Raw genomic sequence first — 24,816 nt, forward strand, 5'->3', positions numbered from 1 at the left:
TGAAATAACAGACCGCTGATGCAGCGCTTGAAGATAAATAAATGATTGAATATTTTTTTAACCGTAGCTGTAATTCTCAACAGGGTTTTGCCATTTTTTAGCGAATATATTGTCAAATGCAGTTGAAAAATGTCGTTTTATGCTGCAAAAGAACGAAGGATCTTATCGAATTTTTTCCTGCGAGGGAGATGCCATGATAGTCAGCATTATCGTATTAGCGAAACATCCAAGTATGTTGAAACAGTGCATTGCCAGCATTGAGCTGTATACGCCTGCGCCCTATGAATTAGTTGTTGTCCATGATGGAGCCGGAGGAGAAGCAGACAGATGGCTGAAGAAAAGAAGCCATTTACGAACGCTGATGGCTTTTTCGCATGCGAGCAATTCAGAGCGATATAACCTGGGCGTGTCGCAAACCAGCGGCGATCTGCTTGTTTTCATACAGGATCATATGCTGGTAGCAGAGCATTGGCTGTCATGCTTGACTGGATGTCTGGAGCGTCATCCGCAGGCGGCGATGGTCGGCCCGATGACCAATTGCGAAAGCGCCGGTTTACAGCAGCTGTCTCTGCCCTTCGAAACCATGCAGCAGTTTGATACGATGGCGCGTGCTTTTGTCACGGCTAAGGCAGGGAAGGACAAAAGGGTGACCAGACTGCTTACCGATTTCCTTGTCATGCGCCGGGAAGCTTACAGGCAGCTGGGGGGCTTCGATGAACAGTTGAGGCTGTCCGCTCATGAGGATGACGATCTCTGTTACCGGACTCTGAGAGCCGGATATACCCTGCACATCGCTCAGGATTGCTTCGTCCGCAGCTTGGTGCCTCCCGACCGGGAATCAGAAGATGCGCAGCAGGTCGCCAGAGAGCGGCAAATGAATCAGGCAAGCCTGACCGATAAATGGGGATTCGATCCAACGGAAGCGTTAACGAAGTGGGAGCAGCCCATCACGATCAGTCTCTGTATGATTGTCAAAAATGAAGAACAAACTCTTGGACGCTGCCTGTCAAGCATCCATAAACTGGTCGATGAGATCATTATCGTGGATACCGGTTCGGATGACCGTACACGGGAAATTGCCCGCGAGTATACCGATGGCGTATACGAATTTACTTGGGTGAATGACTTTGCCAAAGCGCGGAACTACGCATTCAGTCTGGCTGCCAAAGAATATGTACTGTGGTTGGATGCGGATGATATTGTGCTGCCTGAGGACGGTGATGCATTTCGTAAACTCGTGTCTGCGCTCACTTGGGATACGGATGCGGTGTCCATGCATTATAATCTGGACTTCGATGCGGACGGCAATGTGATGACGAGCTTGAGAAGAAACCGGCTGGTGAAGCGGGAGAACGGTTTTCAGTGGATCGGGGCTGTACATGAGTATTTAGAGGTGTACGGAAAGATTCTTTATTCCGATATATCTATTACACATGACAGGAAGCATACGAATTCCTCCCGCAACCTGCATATTTTCGAACAGCGGGAAGAGAAGGGACTGCAATTCCCGGCACGTGATTTATACTATTATGCCAACGAGTTGACCGATCACAGGCAATTTGAGCGGGCTGTCCTGAAATACGAGCAGTTCTTGCAGCATCCGGACGGATGGGTGGAAGATAAAATCAACGCCTGCGGAAGGGCGGCGGATGCGCTGCATGAATTGGGCCGTACGTCTGAAGCGAAGGACAAGGTTCTGCTTTCCTTTGCCTATTCGTTCCCGCGGGCAGAAAATTGCTGCAGGCTGGGGTTCTATCATATGGCAGAAGCAAGCTTTGCCGAGGCTATATTATGGTACAAGCAGGCGATCCAGCTGCCCAAACCGGCCGAGTCCGGAGCCCTGCTGCTGCATGCTAGCTGGACCTGGCTGCCCCATCTGCAGCTATGCGTATGTTACGATCGGCTGAAGCAGTATGAATTAGCCTGCCATCATAATGAAATGGCTGCGAGCTATATACCGAATGACAGCAGAATACTGGCCAATCGGAAATATTTTGCCAGCTTGAATTTGACAGGAACGATCAGGGTTAAATGAGTCACCTCGGTTCCGTTATACGGGACTGTTGCGATAGCATGACAATGAATAACACAACTTTATGGGGGATGAGATGTTCATGAGAAACGCGACAGATCAGGCAATGGTAAAGGAATTAAAAAAGGGCAGTAAAGAGAATAGGAAAAAGGATATGAAGCAGACGCTGGCAAAAACATCGTTGGCGGCGCTTGTCGTAGGTCAAGTTGCGGCCAATATTCCTCATCTTGAATTTATGAAATACGGAGTTGCGAGTGCCGCTTCATTGAACATTACGTTTTCCGATGTGAATGCATCCGCATGGTCATTCAAGTACATTACGAAGCTCGCGGCTTTGGGCGTGACGGTAGGAGACGATGCGGGAAAATTCAATCCCAATAATCCTGTCAGTCACCAGGAGGCGGTCATTTTGATTCTTCGCTTCCTGGGGATTGATACACCGCCTGTCAATTCGGGCGAACTGACACTTCAAGTTGATAATTGGGCGCATGATTGGGTGCTTCAAGCAATCGATAAAGGACTTCTGGTGTCCGGGGAAGAGACGGAAGCAGCGGGCACATCATGGGGACAAGCCCCGGCAAGCCGCGAGTGGACGACAAAATTGCTTGTTCGCGCTCTGGGAAAACAGGCGGATGCAGAAACGCTTGCGGATCAAAAATCGACTTTTACCGATGCTTCGTCAATTACGCAAACCGAGATCGGATACGTGAATGCTGCTGTTCAGCTGAAAATCGTTAACGGTTATCTGGACAACACCTTTAAGCCTCAAGGCTTGATCACCCGTGCCGAAGTAGCAAGCATATTAAGCAACGTGGAGAGTCAATTCAATGATCAGCCTGACAAGGTTGTACGGGGAAATGTTGTGAAGCTGACGGTCGACGGTATAGAGGTATCCTCCACCAGCGGAGAGAACCGCCAGTTCACGTTGGATCCCAAAGCGATTGTTTTTGGTCAGAATGGACTCAGTTCCTCCATCCAGGCAGGACAGCCGGTCACGATTGTTTATAACGGCAGCGCAGCCTACTATGTGGAATGGACAGGTGTACCGCAAACAGAAATCCAAAAACCTGGAGAAAAGGGTGCCGCAGGCGAAAAGGGAGAATCGGGCCCTCGTGGGAATGACGGCTCTCCTGGAGCAAACGGATCTCAGGGACCTGCAGGAACGGCGGGTGCGAACGGGAAAGACGGAGTAAATGGGAAAGATGGAGCCGTCGGAGTTACTGGTGCAACAGGGCCAGCAGGTCCAAACGGAGCCGCCGGAGTTACTGGTGCAACAGGGCCAGCAGGTCCAAACGGAGCCGCCGGAGTTACTGGTGCAACAGGGCCAGCAGGTCCAAACGGAGCCGCTGGAGTTACTGGTGCAACAGGTGCAGCAGGTCCAAACGGAGCCGCTGGAGTTACTGGTGCAACAGGTGCAGTAGGTCCAAACGGAGCCGCCGGTGTTACTGGTGCAACAGGTGCAGACGGAGCCGCCGGAGTTGATGGTGCAATGGGAGCAACGGGCGCAACGGGCGCAACAGGCGCAACAGGAGCGACGGGTCTAACAGGGGCAATAGGAGCAACAGGAGCAACAGGCGCAACAGGAGCATCCGCCATAATCCCATTTGCATCGGGGCTCCCTATCACGGTAACTACAATTGCGGGTGGTTTACAGGGCACTGCGGGCATACTGGGCTACGGTTCTTCCGTTTCGGGTATTAACCTTTTGGGTGGTGCCATAGACCTTACTGGAGCGGCAGGAGTCAATCTTAACTATGCCTTTTCAGTTCCTCGTGCGGGTATCATTACATCATTGTCAGGTTATTTCAGTACTACGCTTGCAATGGCTCTTGTCGGAACAACGGTATCTATCCAAGCTCAATTGTATCAATCAACCACACCAGATAATACTTTCACTCCCATTCCGGGTGCTGTAGTCAATCTGGCCCCTCCTCTGACGGGAGTTATCTCACTGGGCACCATCAGCAGCGGAATTACTACTGGACTAGCCATACCTGTGATGCCAGGAACGAGATTGTTAATGGTGTATACGGCAACAGCCGCTGGAGTCGCCTTGATCAATACAGTAGAAGGTTATGCGAGCGCAGGAGTTTCCATTAATTAGTTTCAGATTGTAGTAGAAGGTAGAACTAACTGGAAAGAAAAGATTGACAATCGATTAAATCACCATTTATTATTGGATTTATCATTTAACGAGGGAGGCTGATGGATCATGATTGGAATGACAAACAGATGCATGCTGCAATTTTCGCTGAACCGTTATCAACTGCATATGAACAATCTGATCTCATCGGCCCCGGGCGGGATAGGTGGCGGACTTTAGGCCCGTCATAGAAGTAATCGGCAGTACATGTGGACGAACGTACCACGCCTGTTGTTTATTCGCTTGAACAAGCTAAGCCATGGATCCGTCGATCCGTGGCTTTTTTGTGCCTTTTTTTGAAGACCAAATGCATGGAGGAACGGGGTGTCAGCCGCAACTTATACCAAAAAGGAGATTAACGAAATGAAAACAGCAAGTCGAATCAAACCGATTATTTATGAATATGGGGCAGAAATGGACAGCACGATAAGAGGATATGCCCAGCATGCGCGTCTGATGGACGGCATTCTCGAAGCACTGTCTGTCCGGTACGGGGTTGCGTATCAACTGTATGCGAGCGATGATCCCAATAATGACTACTGGAAGCTGCTGGAGGATGATGTGAAAAGCGGCAATCCGGAAGTGGAGCATGTTGCGCGGATCTTCGACCGGCTGGAGACCCGCACATTCGCTTATGACGATGATAAGGAGCTCCCGGAATACAAGGTTCACTTATCCGTCCGCAACAATGTTTTTGCTTATCCATCGATGGGGGTGGCACTCGCGCGAATCCCTGTATTTCAGGGGAACTCCATTAACTTTCAGGACTGTGTCTACGCGGTAGGCGACCAGCAGCTGCATGCCTTTCTCAGCGAGATCCGAAACCGCCAGCGGAAGCAGAAAATAAACAAGGTCTCCGTGTTCACGGATATGCGCAACGGGATTTCCCGCGATGACGAACCGATTACCCGTACCGTGAGCCGGGAGGAGGTTGTCATGGACGCTGCGATCAAAAAAGAGATTTACCGCTCGCTGGATCAGTTTTTCGATGCCGACCGCTCCTTCTACCGCACCTATGATATTCCCTATAAGCGGGGCATTCTCTTGTACGGCCATCCCGGCAATGGCAAGACGACGCTGGTCAAATCCATTGCGGGCAGCGTCCCCGGTCCTGTCGCGTACTGGCAAATCACCGAATATACCAACAGCGAATCGGTCGGCGTGGTATTCGAGGCTGCCGTCCGGCTGGCGCCAATGGTGCTGGTCATTGAAGATATCGACTCCATGCCTCAGGAGGTTAGGTCATTCTTCCTGAATACGCTGGATGGCGCGACCTCCAAGGAAGGGATTTTTCTCATCGGAACGACAAACTATCCCGAGAAGATCGATCCGGGGCTGATGAACCGGGCCGGGCGCTTCGACCGTTCTTATGAAATCAGGATGCCCGACGAGGCGCTTCGCCTGCAGTACCTGCAGATCCGCGGGTTTGGCGCTTTTGTGGATGATGAAGGAATGGCTGAGGCAGCGCGGCTGACGAATGGCTTCTCGCTGACACAGCTTGGCGAGCTGTATGTAAGCAGCGCATTGGAGTGGCATGACAGCGGCTCAGTCCATATGGAAGGTCTTGTCCGGAGAATGCGCGGCGAGCTGGATAAGGGTCAAAAACAGGTGTGGATGAAGGATACGAACGCTTCTCAGCTAGGGTTTTTGTAAGGGTAGGATTCTCCTACTCTCAGCCCATTTTACTGCGGCTGGCCGGGAAATCTTCTATTTTGGATGTAAGTACGGCAGGCATCTGGTAGAATACGAGTATAGAATTCCACCTGCCATGTGGTGCTTGGAGTGAAAAAAAGGGAGTCCTGTGACCATGCTTCAGCAGTTTAACCGCCGCTTAGAGCGTTTCTTGCCGCTGCTTACACCTACCAGTGTCCTGATCGGAGTGCTGCTGGGGAATCATTTGTCGGGTTTTACTTTCCTGTCCACCTGGATCTTCGCCTTCATGACCTTCTCGGGGAGCATCAGCTCCAGCTTCAAGGAATTTATTAAAGTACTGACGCAGCCCGTTCCACTGTTCATTACGCTGCTCATTCTCCATATCATTATGCCGCTGGTCGCCCTGGGAGCGGGGCATCTGTTTTACGCGCAGGACGCGTTTACTATGACAGGCTTCATTCTGGCCATGGCGATCCCGACCGGCATATCGAGCTTCGTGTGGGTCGCCATTTACAAAGGAAATACAGCGCTTACTTTGTCGATTATTCTCATCGATACGATTCTGTCGCCGCTGGTCGTGCCTTACACGCTGTCGCTTCTTGTCGGGACCCAGGTCGAGATGGACACCTATGCCATGATGCGGGGGCTCCTGCTGATGATTGTACTGCCGTCCATGCTGGGAATGCTGCTCAATCAATGGACGGGAGGCGGCATCCGGGATCACTGGGGACCGCGCCTGAGCCCTTTCTCGAAAATCGCGATGGGCGTTGTCGTGGCGATCAACAGCTCGGTCGTATCCCCCTATCTGCGCCACTTCAATGCCAAAATCCTGGGGATTGCCTGCACGACGCTTGTCCTGGCCAGCTTGGGGTACATACTCGGCTGGCTCATAGCCAGGCTGCTGGGCTGGGAGAAGGACCTGGTCATTGCCCTCACCTTCAACGGGGGCATGCGCAATATTAGCGCCGGAGCCGTAATGGCCGTGTCGTATTTTGCCGCACCGGTCGCCCTTCCTGTCGTGCTCGGGATGCTGTTCCAGCAATCGCTCGCTTCGCTGTTCGGGTATCTGATCAACCGGCGGTATAATCTGAAGCGGAAACCGGAGTCCGGGGTTGTGGCTGACAGCAATTTCTCGGCATAATCTCTCTTACGGTTTTCATATACCTTTACAAAAACTCCATCCCTATTTAACGGATAATCAATACTTGCTCTATAGCATGAGGGAGTGAGTTACAAATTTGGTTTAAGCCAGGAGGAGAAAAGTAATGAGATTGGTTCTGATGGGCGACTTGCATTATCACGAGATTGATGCAACGATTCCGGGACTGCCGGAGGCTAGGACTGCTTTCTATCACACCTTGCTGGAACATTTTCTGAATACGGATGCCGATTTGCATATATCGCTCGGAGACCTGACAAATTTTGGATCACCCTCGGAGCTGCAGGAGGTTTATGAGCTGCTGCGTCGCGAGGAACGGACATTTATTCACGTGCTGGGCAACCACGATGTCTACTCGCAGACACGCAATCAGGTGCTGGAGATTACAGGGCAGCAGCGCTATCACGCGATTGACGCCGACTCGGCCTTCCTGGTCTTTCTGGATACGGCCAGAGAGATGGACACCGCCGATTGGAGCGGCTGGATCGACGAAGAGCAGCTGCAGTGGCTGGAGGCCATGGTGGAGAAGTCCGGTACGAAGCCGCTGCTCGTCTTCGGCCATCACCCCGTCTATCAGACGACGGCAAGATCGGAGATGGACAAAGGCTCCATTCATCCGAGCATCGACATGTGGCGCATTCTGAATCGGAAAAACGGGGCAGGCGTCTATTTCAACGGTCATACGCATGTGAATTCGATTGTGGCCCAGAACAACTGGACCTTCGTACAGCTTGCCGCCTGTCTGGATCAACCCGGCTTCCGGATCATTGAGCTTGAGGGCGAGAAGATCCGCATCTCCGCTGTGGATATGATGGACGAAGCCATGCTGGAGCATGCTTCTACGATGCACCGGCATATGTCGCATTTTCACCACAATCCCAACGCCCGTGGCCTAGACGCCGACCAACAGTTCGAAATTTCCTTGCCGACAGCGGCGCAGCCCCAATAGTGGAGGTTAGAGGAATGAAGAACGACGTAAACCATGCCGCGTTCCTGAAAGGCCTCGCCGCGCACAGAATGATCGCTTCGATCAAGGATCCGAGGCATATTGAGATCGCCCTGTCGCTGCGCGGCCAGTTGAGCGGCATCTTCCTGCTGACCGGCCACATCGGCGTTGTGAAGGGCTACGTGGACGTGTTCAAGGAGCATCAGCTCCCGGTCTTCCTGCATCTGGAGAAGATGGGCGGCCTCAGCACGGACAATTATGGTCTGGATTATTTGGCGAAGGTGATCAAGCCGACCGGCATTATTTCGACAAAAACGAATGTGGTGAAAACCGCGAAAAAAATGGGCCTGATCACCATTCAGCGCTTCTTCCTCGTCGACAGCGAAGGCCTGGACAACATCGCCAAGAGTCTCTGCCAGAGCGAGCCGGACATCATCGAAGTCATGCCTGCCCGCATCCCCGACATGATCGGCAAGGTGAAGGTGTTCACCTCGCTGCCTATCATTACAGGGGGGTTGTTGTACGAGCAGAGCCAGGCGGAGGAGTGTCTCAGGTACGGAGCGACAGCGATCTCGACGTCCAAGCCCGAGCTGTGGAGAGGCGCAGGCCCCTCGTCGGACAAGTCCAAGGACCGGCAGGTTATATGATAAGTCATTCTATTAAGTAATTCTAGTAGACTGGTGACTAACCGGCGGAGCAGGCGGAAATAGTCTGTAGAAGCGACAGCTGAAAGCTTTCGTAAGAAAGCTGCTTCGGAAGCATCTACTTACGACCTTTGTACCCCGAATTTATCAGATACAGGTGACAAAGCGATTCACGATGTTTATTGTGGATCGCTTTGCACCAAAGGTATCCAAAATAAAAAAATTCTGGGGTACAACAGCTCCTCGACAAGTGACAAGCGGCTAACTCGCTTGTAACACTTGCGAGTATCGGAAGACGGTTCCGCCTGCGCAGCCTGCTTTTATTCTCCGCACCAATCTATGAAAATTCATATAATCTTAGCAATCAGATAACATAGATTTAATAAATATCACGTATCATTCGATATGAAAAGTAAATAGCAATCGGTTGGAGTATTGGAGAAACCTTATCCGCTGGAGGACATGAAATGTCCTCGGCAGGATTAAGGTTTCTTTTTTTGCGCCCCGGTTGTAACTCAAGAAAAGAAAAGGTGGAGGATCAGACAATGGTTAAGAAGCTTACTGCATTAACGCTGGCGATTTTCATGACGGGGGTGCTCTCGGCTTGCGGAGCGGGCGGCGCGAACACGAACAACACCGGCACGAACGCAAACACAGGCACAGACAACGCAACAACCGGGGCTGCAGCGGAGCCGGCGGAAGCCGATTCATCCAAGAAGGTTGTCATCAAGTACTGGTACGCATTCGGTGAGAAGATTGAGGAAGCGAAGCTCCACATGGTCAAAGAATTCAATGAGTCGCAGGACAAAATTGAAGTGGTGGCCGAGCACCAAGGCAACTACGACGATCTTCATGCCAAAGTACAGGCGGCATTCGCAGCCGGAGACGCGCCTGCGGTAACCGACCTCGAGATCGCATCAACCGGCGTATTCGCACGCTCGGGCATGCTGGAAGAGCTCACGACCTATGCAGAGCGCGACAAGGATCAGCTGCAGATTGATGACTTCAATCCCGGGCTGATGGGAAATGCCTATGTGGACGGCAAGCTGTACGGCCTTCCTTTCATGCGCAGCACCCCGATCCTGTACAAAAATGTCACCATGCTCAAGGATGCCGGCCTCGACCCGGCTGGTCCGAAGACATGGGATGAGCTGGAGCAATATTCCCGCGTCCTGAAGGAGAAGGGCAAAGTCGGCATGACCGTGCCCATAGATATCTGGTTCTACGAAGGTCTCGTTGCCCAAAGCGGCGGCCAAATGCTGAGCGAAGACGGCAAATCGGCCGCGTTCAATTCGCCTGAAGGCGTGGCGCCGGTAGAGTTCTGGAAGAAGCTGTCCAGCGAAGGACTGATCAAGATCCCGATGGGCGACGAAGCGGGACCAACCGCGGATAAAGACTGGTCCAACCAGTTATCGGCCTTCAAATTCGCTTCCACAGCCGGTGTAACCGGAAGCCTGGAAATTGCCAAAGGCAATGGTTTTGAAATGGAAACGTCGTTCATGCCTTCCAACGTAAGCTACGGCGTTCCGACAGGCGGCTGTCAGCTTGTCATTACGTCGAAGAGCAGCGATGAAGAGAAGCAAGCGGCCTGGGAATTCCTCAAATGGATGACGTCGAAGGAAAACACAATTTACCAGCATAAGCATGTCGGGTACCTGCCGACCCGTCTGTCTGCCGTAGAGAGCGATGAGCTGAAGGCGCATTTTGCCGAGTTCCCGCAGTTTAAGGTAGCCGTCGATCAATTGGAATTTGCAAGACCGCGTCCGATGGAGAATGCGTATCCGGAAGTGGCGAAGATCATCAAGGAAGCCATTGAGAAGGCGATTCTTGATCCGAAGGTGTCTCCGCAGGATGCGCTCAATCAAGCGGCAGAGAAAGCCAACAAGCTGCTTGGCAAATAATATTTTGCACAACCCGCATGCGGTCCAACTGCATCCTGCACCACCGCTATCCTGCACCGGGAGCTATGAATACAGAAGTAATTCTTAAACCATGGAGGAGCTTCCGCTTCATCGGAAGTCGGAAGTCTTCTCCTTCCAATCATAAGAGCTGAGAGGTTACACCCTATGTACAACGAGAATTGGTTGTCCGCGATCAAAGTTATTATTTTCGATATGGACGGAACTCTCTACCAGGAAGATACCTTCCTCGAGCGGTATATCCGTTATCTGCTGGAGGGAACGGAGCACGAAGGGGAAACCGAAGCGGCCATGAGCATAGGAAGAGCCATTCTGGCAGGAGAGCATGCGATCCAATTCGGCCATTTCTATCATACAGAGGATGATCTCGGATTGGTGCGCGAGGGGGACCGTTTCGTCCAGGGCTTTACCTGGGATGGGGCTGCGATCGAAGAGCATGCCAGCGCTTATGGATCTTTATCCTCCCAGGCGCCCCATCTGATTCATATTGGCGACCCGTGGGGCATTGCGACGGTTCTCAGCCACAAATACAAGCTTCCCGAGCAGAAATTAAGATCGGCGTTCGATCGTGTCCGCAAGGAGATGGTCCTCACCCCCTATCAATTCGAATGCCACAGCGACCTGTTCCGGGCCATTGAAGAGCTTACTGCTGTTGAGAAAAAAAGCCTCATGACCAACACCCACCTCGAGTCCGGCGTCGAGTTCATGAGCTACATGCAGATCCGCCATTTGTTCGAGGATGTGGTTTACGGCGCGAATAAGCCTTTTGGCCTCCAGTCGTATTTCACATCGCTGCTTGAGCAAGGGTACCAGGCTCATGAAATTTTGTCGATCGGGGATAACCCGTGGAATGATCTGCATCCGGCCAAGAGGCTGGGCGGCAGAACCTGTTTTATTTCCCCTTACCCGAGCAGCGATCCGGAGGTCTGGGATTTGCGGCTTAACCATCTGGAAGAGCTGGAGCAGCTCATGCGTGCGATTCAGGAATCCATCACAAGGAGGAACATATCGGATGGCGAAGATCGAGCTGAAGCATATAAGCAAGAAATTCAAGGATGAGACCATTATTGAGAACTTGAACCTGACCATCAAGGACGGTTCGTTCACCGTTCTCGTCGGACCGTCGGGCTGCGGCAAATCCACGACACTGCGCATGGTAGCCGGGCTTGAGAAGGTGACGAGCGGCGAGATATGGATCGACGACAAATGCGTGAACGATACGGCCCCCGGACTGCGGGATGTCGCGATGGTGTTTCAGAACTATGCCCTGTACCCGACCATGACCGTTCGCGGCAATATCGAATTCGGCCTTAAGAACAGAGGCATTTCCAAGAGCGAGCGCGAGAAGCTGATCACGGATATTTCCGAGATTGTCGGCTTAACACCGCATCTGAACAAGAAGCCGCAGAACCTGTCCGGAGGACAGCGTCAGCGTGTGGCACTTGCCCGGGCGATGGTGAAGAAGCCGAAGGTGTTCATTCTCGACGAGCCTTTGTCCAATCTGGACGCCAAGCTGCGCAACCAGATGAGAACGGAGCTGATCCAGCTTCACAAGCGTCTTGGAACCACCTTCGTCTACGTTACGCATGATCAGGTCGAAGCCATGTCGATGGGCGATGAGATCGTCGTCATGAACAAGGGTGTCATCCAGCAGGCGGATACGCCGATGAAGCTTTATCACGATCCGGCCAACCAGTTCACTGCGGAGTTCATCGGAACGCCGGCCATGAACATGATGAATATGCGGGATGTGCAGGGGATGGATATCCGGTCGGCCGCCACCATCGGCTATGTAGGGTTCCGACCGGAGCAGGCGTTTATTGGCGTGGGCGCAGATGTAGAAGGGTATGACATAGAAGGCGAGATTCTGACCCGCGAGAGTCTGGGAGCGGAAAATATTTATCAGATCCAGTCGCGGACCGGCGTCTTCTTCGTTAAGACCTTCCTTGCGCCTCTGGAGACGGCCGAGCGCGTGAAGGTGACGATTCCGCATGACCAGCTCTATTATTTCGGGCTGAACGGGGAAAGGCTGCGCGGCGTCGAGGCAAGCTCGAAGCGTCTTGTGGCGGCTGGAGGAAGATGACATGACCGTATGGGAAAAGCTGCGTCCGTACAGCATGGTCGCTCCGGCCATTATCATTTTCTCCCTGTTCTTCATCTATCCGATCTTCTACATGATCTACCTGAGCATGTTCGACTGGAATTTTGTCAGCCCGACCAAGACGTTCGTGGGTTTCCAGAATTTCAAGGACCTGCTGACGGAGCCGGATTTCCGGCAGGTGCTGACCAATACGACCATCTACACCCTGCTTACGGTGACGCTGACGACCGGAATTTCCTTGCTGCTCGCGCTGTGGCTAAACCGCAAAAGCTTCTTCCACGGCTTCGTGCAGGGGGCGATCTTCAGTCCGCATATTATTTCGCTCGTTTCCATCTCGCTGCTGTGGAGCTGGCTGATGGACCCCGAATACGGGCTGCTCAACTGGGTGATCGGGCTCGTGGGCTTCGGCAAGCTGGACTGGCTGTCCCATCCCAGCACATCGCTCATCTCGCTGGTCATCGTGGCTGTATGGAAAGGGCTGGGCTACAACGCTCTTGTATTCATCGCGGGGCTGCAGAGCATCCCGTCAGACATCTACGAAGCGGCATCCCTGGACCGTTCCAAGCCTTGGACGACCTTCACGAAGCTGATCCTGCCCATGCTGTCGCCTTCGATCTTCTTCCTGGTGGTCATAAACATGATCGGATCGTTCCAGGTATTCGAGACTATCGCGATCATGACCCAGGGAGGTCCGGTCAATTCCACCAACACCCTGGTGTATTACATCTATGAATACGGCTTCCGGTTCTTCAAGATCGGCTATGCCTCCGCGGCAGGCGTTATCCTGCTGGTCATTGTCGGCGTACTTACGATTATCTACTTCAAACTGCTGTCGAATCGCGTTCATTACCGTTAGGAAGAGGTGAAGCTCTTGAAAGCTGTAGACAATACGATCGCCGGAGCCCCGATTGGGACTGCCACTGCCGGCAGCCAGTTGAGCCATGTCCGTACCCGCAAAACGACGATCAAGAAGGTGATATCCGCCATACTGAGCGTATTCAATATTGCCGGCATGCTGGTGCTGGTGCTGATCTTCGCTTTGCCGTTCATCTGGATGGTCTCCACATCGCTCAAGACGCTGCCGGAGACGATGATTTTCCCGCCGGTGTGGATTCCAACTAATCCCGTCTGGCAGAATTACGCGGATGCCTGGAACACCGGGCCGTTCCTCAGTTATTTCACAAACAGCATCATCATTGCAGTCGGCATCCTGATCCTGCAGATGCTGACGATTATTCCGGCCGCGTATGCTTTTGCCCGGTACAGGTTCATCGGCTCGGGCTTCCTGTTCGGCATCGTCATGGTGACCCTGATGATTCCCGCACAGCTGATCTTCCTGCCCGTGTACCTGGAGCTGAGCGCGTTCAAGCTGCTCAATACGCATCTAGGCCTTATCCTGCCATTCGCATCCAGCGCCTTCGGCATCTTCCTGCTGCGGCAGGCGTTCATGCAGATCTCCGATGAGCTGCTCGAAGCGGCAAGACTGGATCAGGCGGCCGAGTGGAAAATCATCCTGCGGATCATGGTGCCGCTCGTGAAGCCGGTGCTCGTCACCTTCGCCTTGTTCAGCTTCATTGCCCATTGGAATGACTACTTCTGGCCGCTCGTCATGACCACCAATGAAACCGCGAGAACGCTGCCGCTTGGCATCGCCAAGATCCGGGAAGTGGAAGGCGTTGCGACCTGGAATATCCTGATGGCCGGCAACCTGATTCTGGTGGCGCCGATCCTGGTTGTATTCTTCTTATCGCAGCGGCAGATTATCAAGGCGTTCGTGTATAACGGAGTGAAATAATAGAACCGAAGGGATGGATGAAACGATGATTACGATAGTGGCACACCGCGGATGTTCGGGAGACGCGCCCGAGAATACGATGGCGGCGTTCAAGCTTGCTCTGGCCGAGCCGGATATTGCGATTATTGAGCTTGACGTGCACCTGTCCAGGGACGGAATTCCTGTCGTTATTCACGACCATACACTGGACCGGACGACAAGCGGGACAGGCATGATCCGCGCTTATACGCTTGCGGAGCTGCGCCAATTCGATGCGGGCAGCAAGTTCGCACCCGAGTTCGCGGCGGAGCGGATTCCGACGCTTGAGGAAGTGCTGGAGCTTGCGAAAGGTCGCTGCAAGCTGCATGTGGAGTTGAAGATGCTGGGCGATGAGTATGAGGGGATTGAGGAGAAGGTTATCACATTGATTCAGCAGCATGGCATGCAGGAGGAGGTTGTGCTGTCCTCCTTCAATCACGATTCCATGAAGCGGGCGCACGAGATCGATCCCTCCATCCCGACGGGATTGATCTTCCTGGGCAAGCCGACGCTGCTTGCGGAGCAGCTGCGTTATACGGGGGCGTCGAGCGTGTCGATGCATTATGCTTTTGTGACGCGGGAGCTCGTGGATGAGATGGCTGGGTTAGGGATTGACATGGGCGTGTGGACGGTGGATGAGCCGGAGCTTCTCGAGCGGATTATTAGGGAATATCCGGGGATGAGGATTACGACGAATTATCCGGAGCGGGTGCTGCGGATTGTGTGGGGGGATGGGGTTAGGGGGTAGAGGTCTTATAGGGGGAAGGTCTAGAGTTATTCAATAGTTATAGATGTACAAATGTGGAGTGCTGTTCACTATTAGTGAGGAAAGAATAATAAAATGCGTGATTGTTACGGTGATATTGGGGGGATCTCAGAGGAGGTCTCTCTTTTATTTATGATACTGTAAACCATATCTCAAGTGAATGAAGTTTTTTGTTTTTTCTTTTCATATGAGGAACCTTGTTTATTACATAAAGTTTGTAAATGGTTTAAATGAAGTTCAAGATTGGACGTAATCTAGTAGCTATATAGATAATCAAATTTTGCTATATTAGAGATAAGACAAAATTGGGAGTTGGTAAATCGGATACATCGATTGAATCATGAAATTAACAAAATGCACAATCTGTTAAGTTGGTGTAATTGCTTCCGGATGATAGATGAAAAGAGGCTTCTAGCTACGCGTTTTTTGTTTGTTTCGGATCCATAAAAATTTTTATTTAACATTTTGATTTCTATTGTATAATTTAGCTAAACATTTCGGGTTACGATCAAAATCCTCATCCAGGATCACTTTAAGGTAATGAGCCTCGACTTCACCTCATATACTCGCAGAGGAAGAATGTCACTGACTTACCTGCCGCATAGCAGGTAAGTCAGCTATTCCCGTCGAGCGAAGGTCCACTTTGGTATTTAAATATCTTTCTTGAATTGAAACATTACCCCTAAAAAAACAGAAATAATAATTATAGCTATCCAACAAAGGAACAGGTTCCTACGTTTGTTCTTTTTTGGGTTTGCAGGAATATGATGGGATTACGTCGAATTATGCGATTATAATTTATTATTAGGATATTTCAATAATAATGAACAATTAATTATTAGGGGGAAGAAATTTGCAGAAAGTAAATGTGAAAATAGAGAATTGTTATGGAATAAAGCGCTTTGAAGGCCAGCAGGAGCGACCAAATGAACAATAATACCAGTGACTTAGAACAAAACATAGAGAATTTACCCAGAGCAGCTAGGGTCTTTTCCGCATTAAGAAATCTGGGATACACTTTGAACGCCGCATTAGCAGATATTGTTGATAATAGCATCTCTGCAGAAGCAGATGAGATACATATAGATTTTAAGAGGACAAAAAATAAATTTATCTTGATCGTTTCTGATAATGGGACAGGAATGAACGAGAAAAAATTGATAGAAGCTATGAAGCTTGGATCTGATAGTGATTATAAGAACGATGATCTAGGAAAATTTGGAATGGGTTTGAAAACCGCCTCCCTTAGTCAGTGCATGAAACTTACTGTCGCTTCAAAGCAAAGTCTCAAAGATCCAATAAACGCATTTTGTTGGGATATTGAGCATGTCTACAATAGCAACAGATGGGATATGCAAAAGCTGGGTAGGACAAATATCAATGTTGATCCTAGATTCCAAAGGTTAGTATCAAGACCTGGAACCGTTGTTATTTGGGAAAATATGGACCACTTGGAAAGGGATATGGCGGCATTTAAAACTCCCTCTCTTGCCGACAACTATTTTGGACGCGTTATTAAAGACATTAAATTACATCAAAGAATGACATTTCATCGTTTTTTGGATGGTTCATTAGGGGAAGAGCAGACTATACAAATATTGTTCAATGGAAGACCTCTAGAGCCGTGGGATCCATTCTACAGAGCTGAAAAAAATACGATTGTAATGGATGCCTTTGCATTTAAGCTTGAGGAGATAAACACTAGAAAAGAAGTATTTATTGAGCCGTTTATCCTACCAGTCAAAGACGGGGAAGGTGGTTTTTCATCATTAGAGGCATGGAACGAGGCTAAGGGATTACTTACGTGGAATGACTCGCAAGGATATTATGTGTATCGATCGAACAGGTTGATTCATTTTGGTGGATGGCTAAGGACACGAGCTAAAGATGAGCACACTAAATATGCTAGGATAGCAATTCACTTTGATAAATTTCTAGATGAGGCCTTCCAAATTTCAGTTGATAAGACGAGGATTCAATTACCTTCAAGTCTATATGATTATCTAAAAAATATAGTAAATCCAGCTGTAGTTGAAAAGGCACAAAAACCATACAGGACAACTATAACGTATACGCCTGCGCACCATAAGTCTACGAATCTGATTAACCGTACTGTAGAAAACATTATCCCTATGAGAACCTTGGAAGTTCAAACAGCTGGAGGTCAGGTTGCGGTTAGGAATTCACACGGGGTCGTACGTTATAATAGTGTCGCTGAGACGATGCGTATAAATTTAAAAGACAGGTTTGGAGTAGAAATTGGTGATGTACCCGATGGGAAATTATGGCAGCTTCTTTGCAGGGATAATGGGTTTGTTGTTTTACTGAATAAGGAGCATGACTTTTATAAAAGAGTTTATATGGACAATGAAACTAACAGCACACTGGTGAAATTTATTGATGCAGTTTTGTTCTCCATGGCTTATGCTGAGCTTTACTCAATAAGTACCGATACAAAACGATTATTTGATGAAGTGCGTGAAACAATGTCAAAAGTATTGGAAGAAGCTTCACGTCAGGATTATGTAGGTTTAGGTATGAAGGGAGAGAGAAAAAAGTGAGTATTGGAATGACTGAGGATATTGCTACATATGCATCGAGAGTGATTTTCAAACAATATGATGATAATGGTTATAGTTTTGATGAGGTTGATAATTTGCTTGATAAGTACAATGATCTATTTTTAGGTCGAACTTTAAATGATGAAGAAAAAGCAGAACTGAAAATTTTAGTCGTTCAAAAGATATTGTTTGAAGAAGCACGCAAAAAACGTGTGGAAGATCCGGCAATGCTAGTTGATCCTGCTCACAAAGAGTGGTATGAAGATTGGTTAAAAACAAAACCATATAGATACAACTGGGATCGATTAAATGATTTTATTAGCACCAAACTACAGAAAAAGTACCCGGAAACTGCCGGTACTATTGTGAAATCGATCGATAATGCTTCAGATAAAATTATTAGCCGCTTATATGATCCTTCCAAACCGGCTTTTAAAACCAAGGGATTGGTTCTTGGATATGTACAAAGTGGTAAGACGGCAAATTTTACTGCCGTTATAGCAAAAGCTGTCGATGCCGGATATAGAATGGTCATCGTGTTGTCTGGAATTCATAATAACCTCCGGGCTCAAACACAAGAACGTTTGGATGTGGAGTTAACAGGTGAGCCTGATCAGTCAGAATTGGATTCTGTATCAGTTCCCCAAGATGCAAGTAGACAGTGGTACAGAATAACCACAAAGGATCTTGATTTTGACAAATTACGTAACCATAGTAAATTGGATAATATCGTTGGATATTCTCGACCTATGCTGGCAGTTATGAAAAAAAATTGCAGTGTGATGAGAAATTTTATTTTATGGTTGAAGGATGCAAGTTCTGACTCAAGGGCAAGTATACCCTTGTTGATTATAGATGATGAGGCTGACCAAGCGTCCATTGATACAAGCAAAAAAGATAAGGATACTGATCCAACAGAAACCAATAAGTTAATTCGAGAAATATTGTCCTTGCTACCGCGGCATGCGTATATAGGATATACTGCAACTCCATTTGCTAATGTTTTCATCGATAAAGATAGGCAACATAGCGATTGGGGAAAAGATTTATATCCTAAGGATTTTATTGTTTCACTGCCTAGGCCTGATGGCTATATGGGAGCTGAACAAATATTCAATACTGGTCAAAGCAAACATTATGTTCGTCCGGTTTCACCAAAAGAAATAAGTATATTGATACCAAAAGGAAAGAAAAAGACACCTCGTGGCCTTGTCGAGATGACAGAAACATTGGAACATGCGATATTATCATTTGTACTAGCCGCTGCAGCTCGTTATGAAAGAGGCGATAAGAATGAACCGATGACCATGCTGGTTCATACAAGTTCGTTACAATATATACACAAGCAAACTCGCACGATTGTAGATAACTATTGTTCGGGTTTATGTGGAAGATGGGAAGACAAATATGAAAAAGAAAAATTGACAAAGAAGCTAATCCATTTATGGAATAAGGATTTTAACCCCGTTACTTTAGTTCATCAGTATGAAGTAACAGCATTTGAGAAACTTGAAAAGCATATTGGTGATTTTCTCAGCGATTTGCAGGTTTTAGAGCTTAACTCTTCGTCAGATGAAAAATTGGACTACACTAAAAAACCAGGTCGATCTGGAATTAAGGTAGTCGCAGTAGGAGGAAATCGATTATCAAGGGGACTCACTCTGGAAGGATTGATGACAAGTTTCTATCTGCGTGATAGCAAGGCGTATGATACTTTATTACAGATGGGAAGATGGTTTGGATATCGCCAAGGCTATGAAGATCTTACACGAATATATACCTCGGATCGATTAGCCAAAAACTTTGAAGAACTTTCATTGGTAGAGCAAGAAATAAGGGATGAAATCAAATGTTATGAAGGTGAAATTACACCAGAGCAACTACCAGTTAGAATTCGCGCAAGTGCAAAGATGAAGATTACAGCCAAGAATAAAATGGGGGTGGCTCAACAGGTCCAAGGGTCATTTAGCGATAGACTAGCACAAACACTTTGGTTCTCTTTTGAGAAACCTGATATATTGCAACATAATCTTGACCAAGGTGAGGACTTCATAACACAATTAAACTTCCTTAAAGTGGAAAAAAGCGAGTCCTATTTGGCAAGTGCAGTTCCAGCGTCGAAAATTATAAAATTTCTGCGAGATTACAAGTTTTATGATGGAGATGAGGCGGCTTTAGATTACAAGGAAATGATTAAATACATTGAGAGGCATTCTTCTGGTGAATTGGCTTTATGGAACGTTATATTGCCAGGACAGAAAGAATATAAGGATGACGGAAATAGGCAGATTTGTTATGGGGAACTTCCGATTATACCTGTTACTCGATCAAAACATAAAACAAAAAACAAAATTGGAGCTGTAAGCGATCCAGCACATTTGGTTCTTGATTTGAAGGGAGCCCCACAGGAAGAGCGCTCGTCAAATCAACCGCCCCTTTTGTTATTATACAGAATTTGGAGTGGATCTAAGTCGGAAAAAAGTAATTTAGCTTCTTTATTTAGGGAAGACCAAGAAAAAGTAGATTTACTGGCATTAGTTTTATCCTTTCCTAAAAGCAGAACCGAACCTGCGGATTATTACTCCCAATTGTTTGAGGGAACAAGACGAAACTAAATTTATTTTATTGGCTATATACTTTGTTTGTATAATAGTTTCACTGATATAGTGTTTGAATCAGTTGATTAATTTGGTATTTGTTATGGTAGTGTGAAGAAGCCTTTGGGAAAGCAATTACAACGTAGTCATCAAAAAGAAATCATCGGACTTAAGTCCGAACACCGAACTATTATAGATATCACAAAAATGTAATTTTATTGATTAATTAATTATGTTTAATTGTTGGTTAGAATGGTACGTGTACGATATGTGTCTCCAAGAAATGCTGATCCATTTGTAGTGGTCAGCATTTCTTGCTGATCATACTAAAGTAAACAATTAAATTAATTTGCGAAAGTATGTTCTATCTGTTATTCTTATGTCAAAAACATTCCCGGGAATGTTTGATAGAGAGAGTGATGAGTTTGAAAACTTTTAGAAATACAGAGTTTGGATACATAAGAGAGATGACAGGGATTTCTGTAAAAGAAGTTGCTCAACTTTTAGGTAAAAGTGAACGGACGATTTATCGTTGGGAAAGGGGAGAGTTGATGCCAGGCCCACAGATTCTCCATGAACTTAAGGCTATATATGACATTCGAACAGGGAACCGCCCAGCTAATCTTACTAGTTTTCGATTTATTGATTTATTTGCTGGTATTGGTGGATTAAGAAAGGCATTCGAATCGATAGGTGGAAGTTGTGTATTTACAAGTGAATGGGATCTGGCATGTAGAAAGACATATCAAGCTAATTATTCATGTGATCATCCCGTAAATGGTGATGTTCGTGATGTAAATCTGGACAATATGCCTGACTATGATGTATTGGTGGCCGGTTTTCCATGCCAACCGTTTTCCATTGCCGGAGTTTCAAAGAAAAACTCTCTCGGTAGAGCTCATGGATTTCACGATGACACACAGGGTACCCTATTTTTTGATGTTGCTCACATGTTGGAGTATCATCGGCCGAAAGCCTTTTTACTTGAAAATGTAAAAAATCTGGTTAGTCATGATAAAGGTAATACCTTTAAGGTAATTCTCAGAACATTGAAGGAAGAACTTGGCTATAATGTTGCTTATAAAGTAATTGATGCAAGATATTGGGTCCCTCAGCATCGAGAACGTATTTTTATCGTAGGATTCAGAGAAAATGTTGGATTTTCCTTTGATGATATGATATTACCAGAAGGCGGTCCAAAGTTGAATTCTATTCTACATACTGGTCAGGAGACCCCTGAATTTCCTTATGTTGAAGAAAGCGGGAAAGTTTCTGATAAATATACCCTCAGTGATAAGTTGTGGCAGTATCTCCAGAGCTATGCAGAAAAGCATCGAGCCAAAGGTAATGGATTTGGCTACGGGCTGTTTGGACCTGATGATGTAGCAAGGACACTTTCAGCACGGTATTACAAGGATGGATCTGAAATTCTGATCAGACAGAATGATGGGCAAAATCCACGTCGTCTTACTCCCCGTGAATGTGCTCGGTTAATGGGTTTTGATAAAACGGGACAAATCCCTTTTGTCATCCCAGTCTCAGACACACAAGCCTATAAGCAGTTCGGTAATTCGGTTGCAGTACCAGTAGTCGAAGCTGTAGCAAATTATATGCTTCCATATCTTCTACGATCAATTAGAACAAATCATGGAGAACCAGAACAACTTACCTTTGAAGGAATGGGGCAATATGTCTGATATTGTGCCACCTAATGTTCGTAGTCGTATGATGGCAGGGATAAAATCCAAAGATACTCAACCCGAGATGATATTAAGAAAGGGCCTTCATAGCTTGGGTTTTCGTTATAAACTTCATGTCAAGGAATTGCCAGGAAAACCCGATCTAGTCTTTCCACGTCATAAAGCAGTGATTTTTGTCCATGGTTGTTTTTGGCATGGTCATTCTTGTCACCTATTTAAATGGCCTTCTACTCGTCAAGAATTCTGGCGTGAGAAAATAAACAGGAACAAGGTAGTTGATGACAAAAGTATCCAGTTACTTGGGAATATGCAATGGAGGATCGGGGTTGTTTGGGAGTGTGCATTAAAAGGCAAATACAAACTATCCAGTGAAGAAATAAGCGTATTATGTGCTCAATGGTTATGCTCGGACATGCCTTTTTTAGAAATTGGTGGCCAGTGTTAGTTAATTTCAATGTGAGGGTGTTTACATGCGGAGAGGATTTCTGTCGCAATATTTTAACGGTGTAGCTATAAAAAGACTTAGCGAGGTTGAGGTAAATAACTCTGTATCGAACCAGCATGAATTTAATGGAAGTAAACAATTGCGTAATCTGCTCGGTAATGGCAGAAGGACATATGTTTCCCGCTTTCTTTGGCTATCTGAAGAAAATGAAGGTATTTCATCAGATGGAAAAGTAACTTGGTACGATGCTAGAGAAAATCACCCCATGCGTACTGAATATCGATTGTACTTTAATAGCAACGATGTGATGGACCAAGCAAAGAGTAATGATCTACTAATTGTTGCTAAAAGACCTAATGAAGAAATTTATATGATTGTTGTACCAGCGGGGAGCACTCTCGAAAATCAACTGCTTTGGCTATTTGGACTGGAGCAAATCGGCTTCAGTTTCAATTTTCAATCCATTGAAGACGGCCATGATCCCAAGGTTGAATATGCGGTTCGGTACATGCTAGAGGAACTTGGTATTGAAGTTCAGGAACCTGATACAGATTATCTAGATTCAGTGCTTGAACCATATCTTAAAGTTGGATTTCCAACAACGGCAGAATTCTCTGCTCTTGCACGAAGGACATTGAATAATGTTTCTCCTCTAGAAGAACCAGATCATACCTTATTAAAATGGATGGAACATGAAGAGAAATTATTTAAGCGCCTGGAAAGGTATATGGTGGCTAAAAGAATAGAAGAAGGATTTAAAGCAAATAGTACCACTGACGTTGAAGGATTTATTCAGTTTTCTTTAAGCGTGCACAATCGAAGAAAGTCAAGGGTTGGCTATGCGTTGGAAAATCACTTGGAGGAAATCTTCAAGGTACATCATCTTTCTTACTCGCGAACTAAGGTAACTGAAAATAAATCTAAACCAGACTTCATATTTCCGGGTATCAACTTCTATCATGATATAAATTTTCCACATTCAAAACTCACAATGCTTGGTGTTAAGTCTACATGCAAGGACAGATGGAGACAGGTACTAGCCGAAGCAACTCGCATCCAGACCAAGCATCTATTCACCCTTGAACCGGGTATTAGTGAAAATCAAACCGAAGAAATGCAAGCAAGCAATCTAAGACTAATACTGCCACAGAAATTACATGAAACTTACAAGCCCCAACAACGCAAATGGATTATGAACTTTGAAACATTTATTCAACTTGTTCGACATCGGCAACTAAGTTGATATTAAGTTGGTAGTTTTTTGAAGGGTCTTGAAGTAGTTTATAAAGATAAAATACATTGCCAATCTGCGACTGTTTCCCGGTATTCAAACTGGGGTGCAGTCGTTTAGTTTTTGAAATGTTCATAAGCTAATTGAGATTTTTGATTATAGCTGATTCAGTGTATCAATATTCAAGGGTTTAAATTGGTTTTTTGGGATCTTGACTACCGTACTACTTCCGCCTCTCATATTTTGCCCACCTCCACTTGGAACCCAAGAAGCGAATTGTGCTAATTCATCAAATGTAATATACCACCAAGCTACAAGATTCCTTTGTTGCACATTATCAATTTCACGTACTATAAATATAGAACGGAGGTTGTTTCTCTTGGCTGCATAAAAAGCCAGTTTAACAAATGGGCCTAGATCTAGTCCGAAATATTCACCGAGTCGGTTATCTCTTGCTATTGTCTTTTCTTTTATTTCAATGGGATATGTGTATTGATTACCCCAGAGTATTCCGTCGACATCAGATATTTCTGTAACATACATATTTTGAAAAGTTACCCGCAGGTGTTCCTTTGTAAATTCATCAGGTACCGAGTCAGAAGGGATTTCAGTAACTTCTGTTTGATAACGCAAAAAGTTGTACCTATTACCACGGGCTCTGAATCCTGTAATATATTCTGGAAAGTCGTAATATTGCTGTTGTACTGGAAGTCCTAATTGAACTGCTTTACACTCAATGGATGTTAGATCATCGTGGCTGTTAATAATTGGGGTGCAAAAATAACTATGTATTCCAATCTGATGGAAAGTGGAACATATTGTGTGTAATCCATGATGGGGATTTGGCAAAGGGCGGTTCGTTTGATACTCCACATGCGGTAGAATCGTTTCTGGAAAAATAACTATAGTTCTTTGAGCGAAGATTCCCGGTCCTTGGCTTCTAGCAATCCATCAACCTACAGATACCCTTTCTTCAAACCCCATCGTTCTCAAATAATTCCTGAAATCTACCTCCGCCAATAATCCATTTAATTTATTTCTGTTCATACTACTTATACTTTGAGATAAATAATTTCTCATTGTTTCTATTGTTAGATACGTCATGG

The 24,816-nt window shown here is 46.9% G+C and carries 18 protein-coding genes and 1 pseudogene; 18 read left to right on the forward strand and 1 reads right to left on the reverse strand.

Annotated features, from left to right (window positions below):
* Positions 1 to 193: 193 nt before the first annotated feature.
* The 18 genes and pseudogenes from AC0YOA_RS18605 to AC0YOA_RS18690 form a co-directional block, all read left to right on the forward strand.
* Positions 194 to 844, forward strand: a pseudogene (locus AC0YOA_RS18605) (glycosyltransferase); the annotation flags it as partial.
* A gap of 120 nt (positions 845 to 964) precedes the next feature.
* A complete protein-coding gene (locus AC0YOA_RS18610) occupies positions 965 to 2,035 on the forward strand; it encodes a glycosyltransferase family 2 protein (RefSeq protein WP_475787982.1) in 1,071 nt (356 codons plus the stop codon).
* A 79-nt stretch (positions 2,036 to 2,114) separates the two neighbouring features.
* Positions 2,115 to 4,136, forward strand: a complete 2,022-nt coding sequence (locus AC0YOA_RS18615) for an exosporium glycoprotein BclB-related protein (RefSeq protein WP_475787834.1) — start codon at positions 2,115 to 2,117, stop codon at positions 4,134 to 4,136.
* Positions 4,137 to 4,538: 402 nt separating this feature from the next.
* Positions 4,539 to 5,828 carry an ATP-binding protein gene (locus AC0YOA_RS18620; RefSeq protein WP_475787835.1) on the forward strand — a complete coding sequence of 430 codons (1,290 nt, stop codon included), beginning with the start codon at positions 4,539 to 4,541 and terminating at the stop codon, positions 5,826 to 5,828.
* Positions 5,829 to 5,982: 154 nt separating this feature from the next.
* Positions 5,983 to 6,969 (forward strand): bile acid:sodium symporter family protein, encoded by a 987-nt coding sequence (locus tag AC0YOA_RS18625; RefSeq protein WP_475787836.1) that lies wholly within the window; start codon positions 5,983 to 5,985, stop codon positions 6,967 to 6,969.
* Between the two features lie 124 nt (positions 6,970 to 7,093).
* Positions 7,094 to 7,936 carry a metallophosphoesterase family protein gene (locus AC0YOA_RS18630; protein WP_475787837.1) on the forward strand — a complete coding sequence of 281 codons (843 nt, stop codon included), beginning with the start codon at positions 7,094 to 7,096 and terminating at the stop codon, positions 7,934 to 7,936.
* A gap of 14 nt (positions 7,937 to 7,950) precedes the next feature.
* On the forward strand, positions 7,951 to 8,580 hold the full coding sequence (locus AC0YOA_RS18635) for a glycerol-3-phosphate responsive antiterminator (RefSeq protein WP_475787838.1): 630 nt from the start codon (positions 7,951 to 7,953) through the stop codon (positions 8,578 to 8,580).
* A gap of 542 nt (positions 8,581 to 9,122) precedes the next feature.
* Complete coding sequence (locus AC0YOA_RS18640) at positions 9,123 to 10,478, forward strand: ABC transporter substrate-binding protein (protein ID WP_475787839.1); 1,356 nt, start codon at positions 9,123 to 9,125, stop codon at positions 10,476 to 10,478.
* Between the two features lie 165 nt (positions 10,479 to 10,643).
* Positions 10,644 to 11,555: an HAD family hydrolase gene (locus AC0YOA_RS18645; protein ID WP_475787840.1), complete on the forward strand. Its 912-nt coding sequence runs from the start codon at positions 10,644 to 10,646 to the stop codon at positions 11,553 to 11,555.
* On the forward strand, positions 11,509 to 12,579 hold the full coding sequence (locus AC0YOA_RS18650; protein ID WP_475787841.1) for an ABC transporter ATP-binding protein: 1,071 nt from the start codon (positions 11,509 to 11,511) through the stop codon (positions 12,577 to 12,579). The genes AC0YOA_RS18645 and AC0YOA_RS18650 overlap by 47 nt, the downstream gene beginning before the upstream one ends.
* 1 nt (position 12,580) lies before the next feature.
* Positions 12,581 to 13,453, forward strand: a complete 873-nt coding sequence (locus AC0YOA_RS18655; RefSeq protein ID WP_210044654.1) for a carbohydrate ABC transporter permease — start codon at positions 12,581 to 12,583, stop codon at positions 13,451 to 13,453.
* A gap of 156 nt (positions 13,454 to 13,609) precedes the next feature.
* Positions 13,610 to 14,392, forward strand: a complete 783-nt coding sequence (locus AC0YOA_RS18660) for a carbohydrate ABC transporter permease (RefSeq protein ID WP_475787983.1) — start codon at positions 13,610 to 13,612, stop codon at positions 14,390 to 14,392.
* A 25-nt stretch (positions 14,393 to 14,417) separates the two neighbouring features.
* Complete coding sequence (locus AC0YOA_RS18665; protein WP_475787842.1) at positions 14,418 to 15,158, forward strand: glycerophosphodiester phosphodiesterase; 741 nt, start codon at positions 14,418 to 14,420, stop codon at positions 15,156 to 15,158.
* 944 nt (positions 15,159 to 16,102) lie between these two features.
* On the forward strand, positions 16,103 to 17,737 hold the full coding sequence (locus AC0YOA_RS18670) for an ATP-binding protein (protein WP_475787843.1): 1,635 nt from the start codon (positions 16,103 to 16,105) through the stop codon (positions 17,735 to 17,737).
* Entirely contained in the window at positions 17,734 to 20,352 is a 2,619-nt protein-coding gene (locus AC0YOA_RS18675) for a Z1 domain-containing protein (protein ID WP_475787844.1), read from the forward strand. Before AC0YOA_RS18670 ends, AC0YOA_RS18675 begins: the two co-directional genes overlap by 4 nt.
* Positions 20,353 to 20,753: 401 nt before the next feature.
* Positions 20,754 to 22,031, forward strand: coding sequence for a DNA (cytosine-5-)-methyltransferase (gene dcm / locus AC0YOA_RS18680; protein ID WP_475787845.1), 1,278 nt, complete (start codon positions 20,754 to 20,756; stop codon positions 22,029 to 22,031).
* Complete coding sequence (locus AC0YOA_RS18685) at positions 22,024 to 22,479, forward strand: very short patch repair endonuclease (RefSeq protein WP_475787846.1); 456 nt, start codon at positions 22,024 to 22,026, stop codon at positions 22,477 to 22,479. The genes dcm and AC0YOA_RS18685 overlap by 8 nt, the downstream gene beginning before the upstream one ends.
* Positions 22,480 to 22,504: 25 nt before the next feature.
* Complete coding sequence (locus AC0YOA_RS18690) at positions 22,505 to 23,722, forward strand: type II restriction endonuclease (RefSeq protein WP_475787847.1); 1,218 nt, start codon at positions 22,505 to 22,507, stop codon at positions 23,720 to 23,722.
* Positions 23,723 to 23,866: 144 nt separating this feature from the next.
* On the opposite strand, the gene AC0YOA_RS18695 is transcribed toward AC0YOA_RS18690, so the two are convergent.
* Positions 23,867 to 24,583, reverse strand: coding sequence for a hypothetical protein (locus AC0YOA_RS18695; RefSeq protein ID WP_475787848.1), 717 nt, complete (start codon positions 24,581 to 24,583; stop codon positions 23,867 to 23,869).
* Between the last annotated feature and the right edge of the window lie 233 nt (positions 24,584 to 24,816).

This window comes from Paenibacillus sp. JT22N12 (assembly GCF_056269365.1).

Coding starts and splice junctions, on each gene's coding strand:
- AC0YOA_RS18610 (WP_475787982.1), top strand. CDS start 965: ATGATTGTCAAAAATGAAGAACAAACTCTTGGACGCTGCCTGTCAAGC.
- AC0YOA_RS18615 (WP_475787834.1), top strand. CDS start 2,115: ATGAGAAACGCGACAGATCAGGCAATGGTAAAGGAATTAAAAAAGGGC.
- AC0YOA_RS18620 (WP_475787835.1), top strand. CDS start 4,539: ATGAAAACAGCAAGTCGAATCAAACCGATTATTTATGAATATGGGGCA.
- AC0YOA_RS18625 (WP_475787836.1), top strand. CDS start 5,983: ATGCTTCAGCAGTTTAACCGCCGCTTAGAGCGTTTCTTGCCGCTGCTT.
- AC0YOA_RS18630 (WP_475787837.1), top strand. CDS start 7,094: ATGAGATTGGTTCTGATGGGCGACTTGCATTATCACGAGATTGATGCA.
- AC0YOA_RS18635 (WP_475787838.1), top strand. CDS start 7,951: ATGAAGAACGACGTAAACCATGCCGCGTTCCTGAAAGGCCTCGCCGCG.
- AC0YOA_RS18640 (WP_475787839.1), top strand. CDS start 9,123: ATGGTTAAGAAGCTTACTGCATTAACGCTGGCGATTTTCATGACGGGG.
- AC0YOA_RS18645 (WP_475787840.1), top strand. CDS start 10,644: ATGTACAACGAGAATTGGTTGTCCGCGATCAAAGTTATTATTTTCGAT.
- AC0YOA_RS18650 (WP_475787841.1), top strand. CDS start 11,509: ATGGCGAAGATCGAGCTGAAGCATATAAGCAAGAAATTCAAGGATGAG.
- AC0YOA_RS18655 (WP_210044654.1), top strand. CDS start 12,581: ATGACCGTATGGGAAAAGCTGCGTCCGTACAGCATGGTCGCTCCGGCC.
- AC0YOA_RS18660 (WP_475787983.1), top strand. CDS start 13,610: ATGCTGGTGCTGGTGCTGATCTTCGCTTTGCCGTTCATCTGGATGGTC.
- AC0YOA_RS18665 (WP_475787842.1), top strand. CDS start 14,418: ATGATTACGATAGTGGCACACCGCGGATGTTCGGGAGACGCGCCCGAG.
- AC0YOA_RS18670 (WP_475787843.1), top strand. CDS start 16,103: ATGAACAATAATACCAGTGACTTAGAACAAAACATAGAGAATTTACCC.
- dcm (WP_475787845.1), top strand. CDS start 20,754: ATGAGTTTGAAAACTTTTAGAAATACAGAGTTTGGATACATAAGAGAG.
- AC0YOA_RS18685 (WP_475787846.1), top strand. CDS start 22,024: ATGTCTGATATTGTGCCACCTAATGTTCGTAGTCGTATGATGGCAGGG.
- AC0YOA_RS18690 (WP_475787847.1), top strand. CDS start 22,505: ATGCGGAGAGGATTTCTGTCGCAATATTTTAACGGTGTAGCTATAAAA.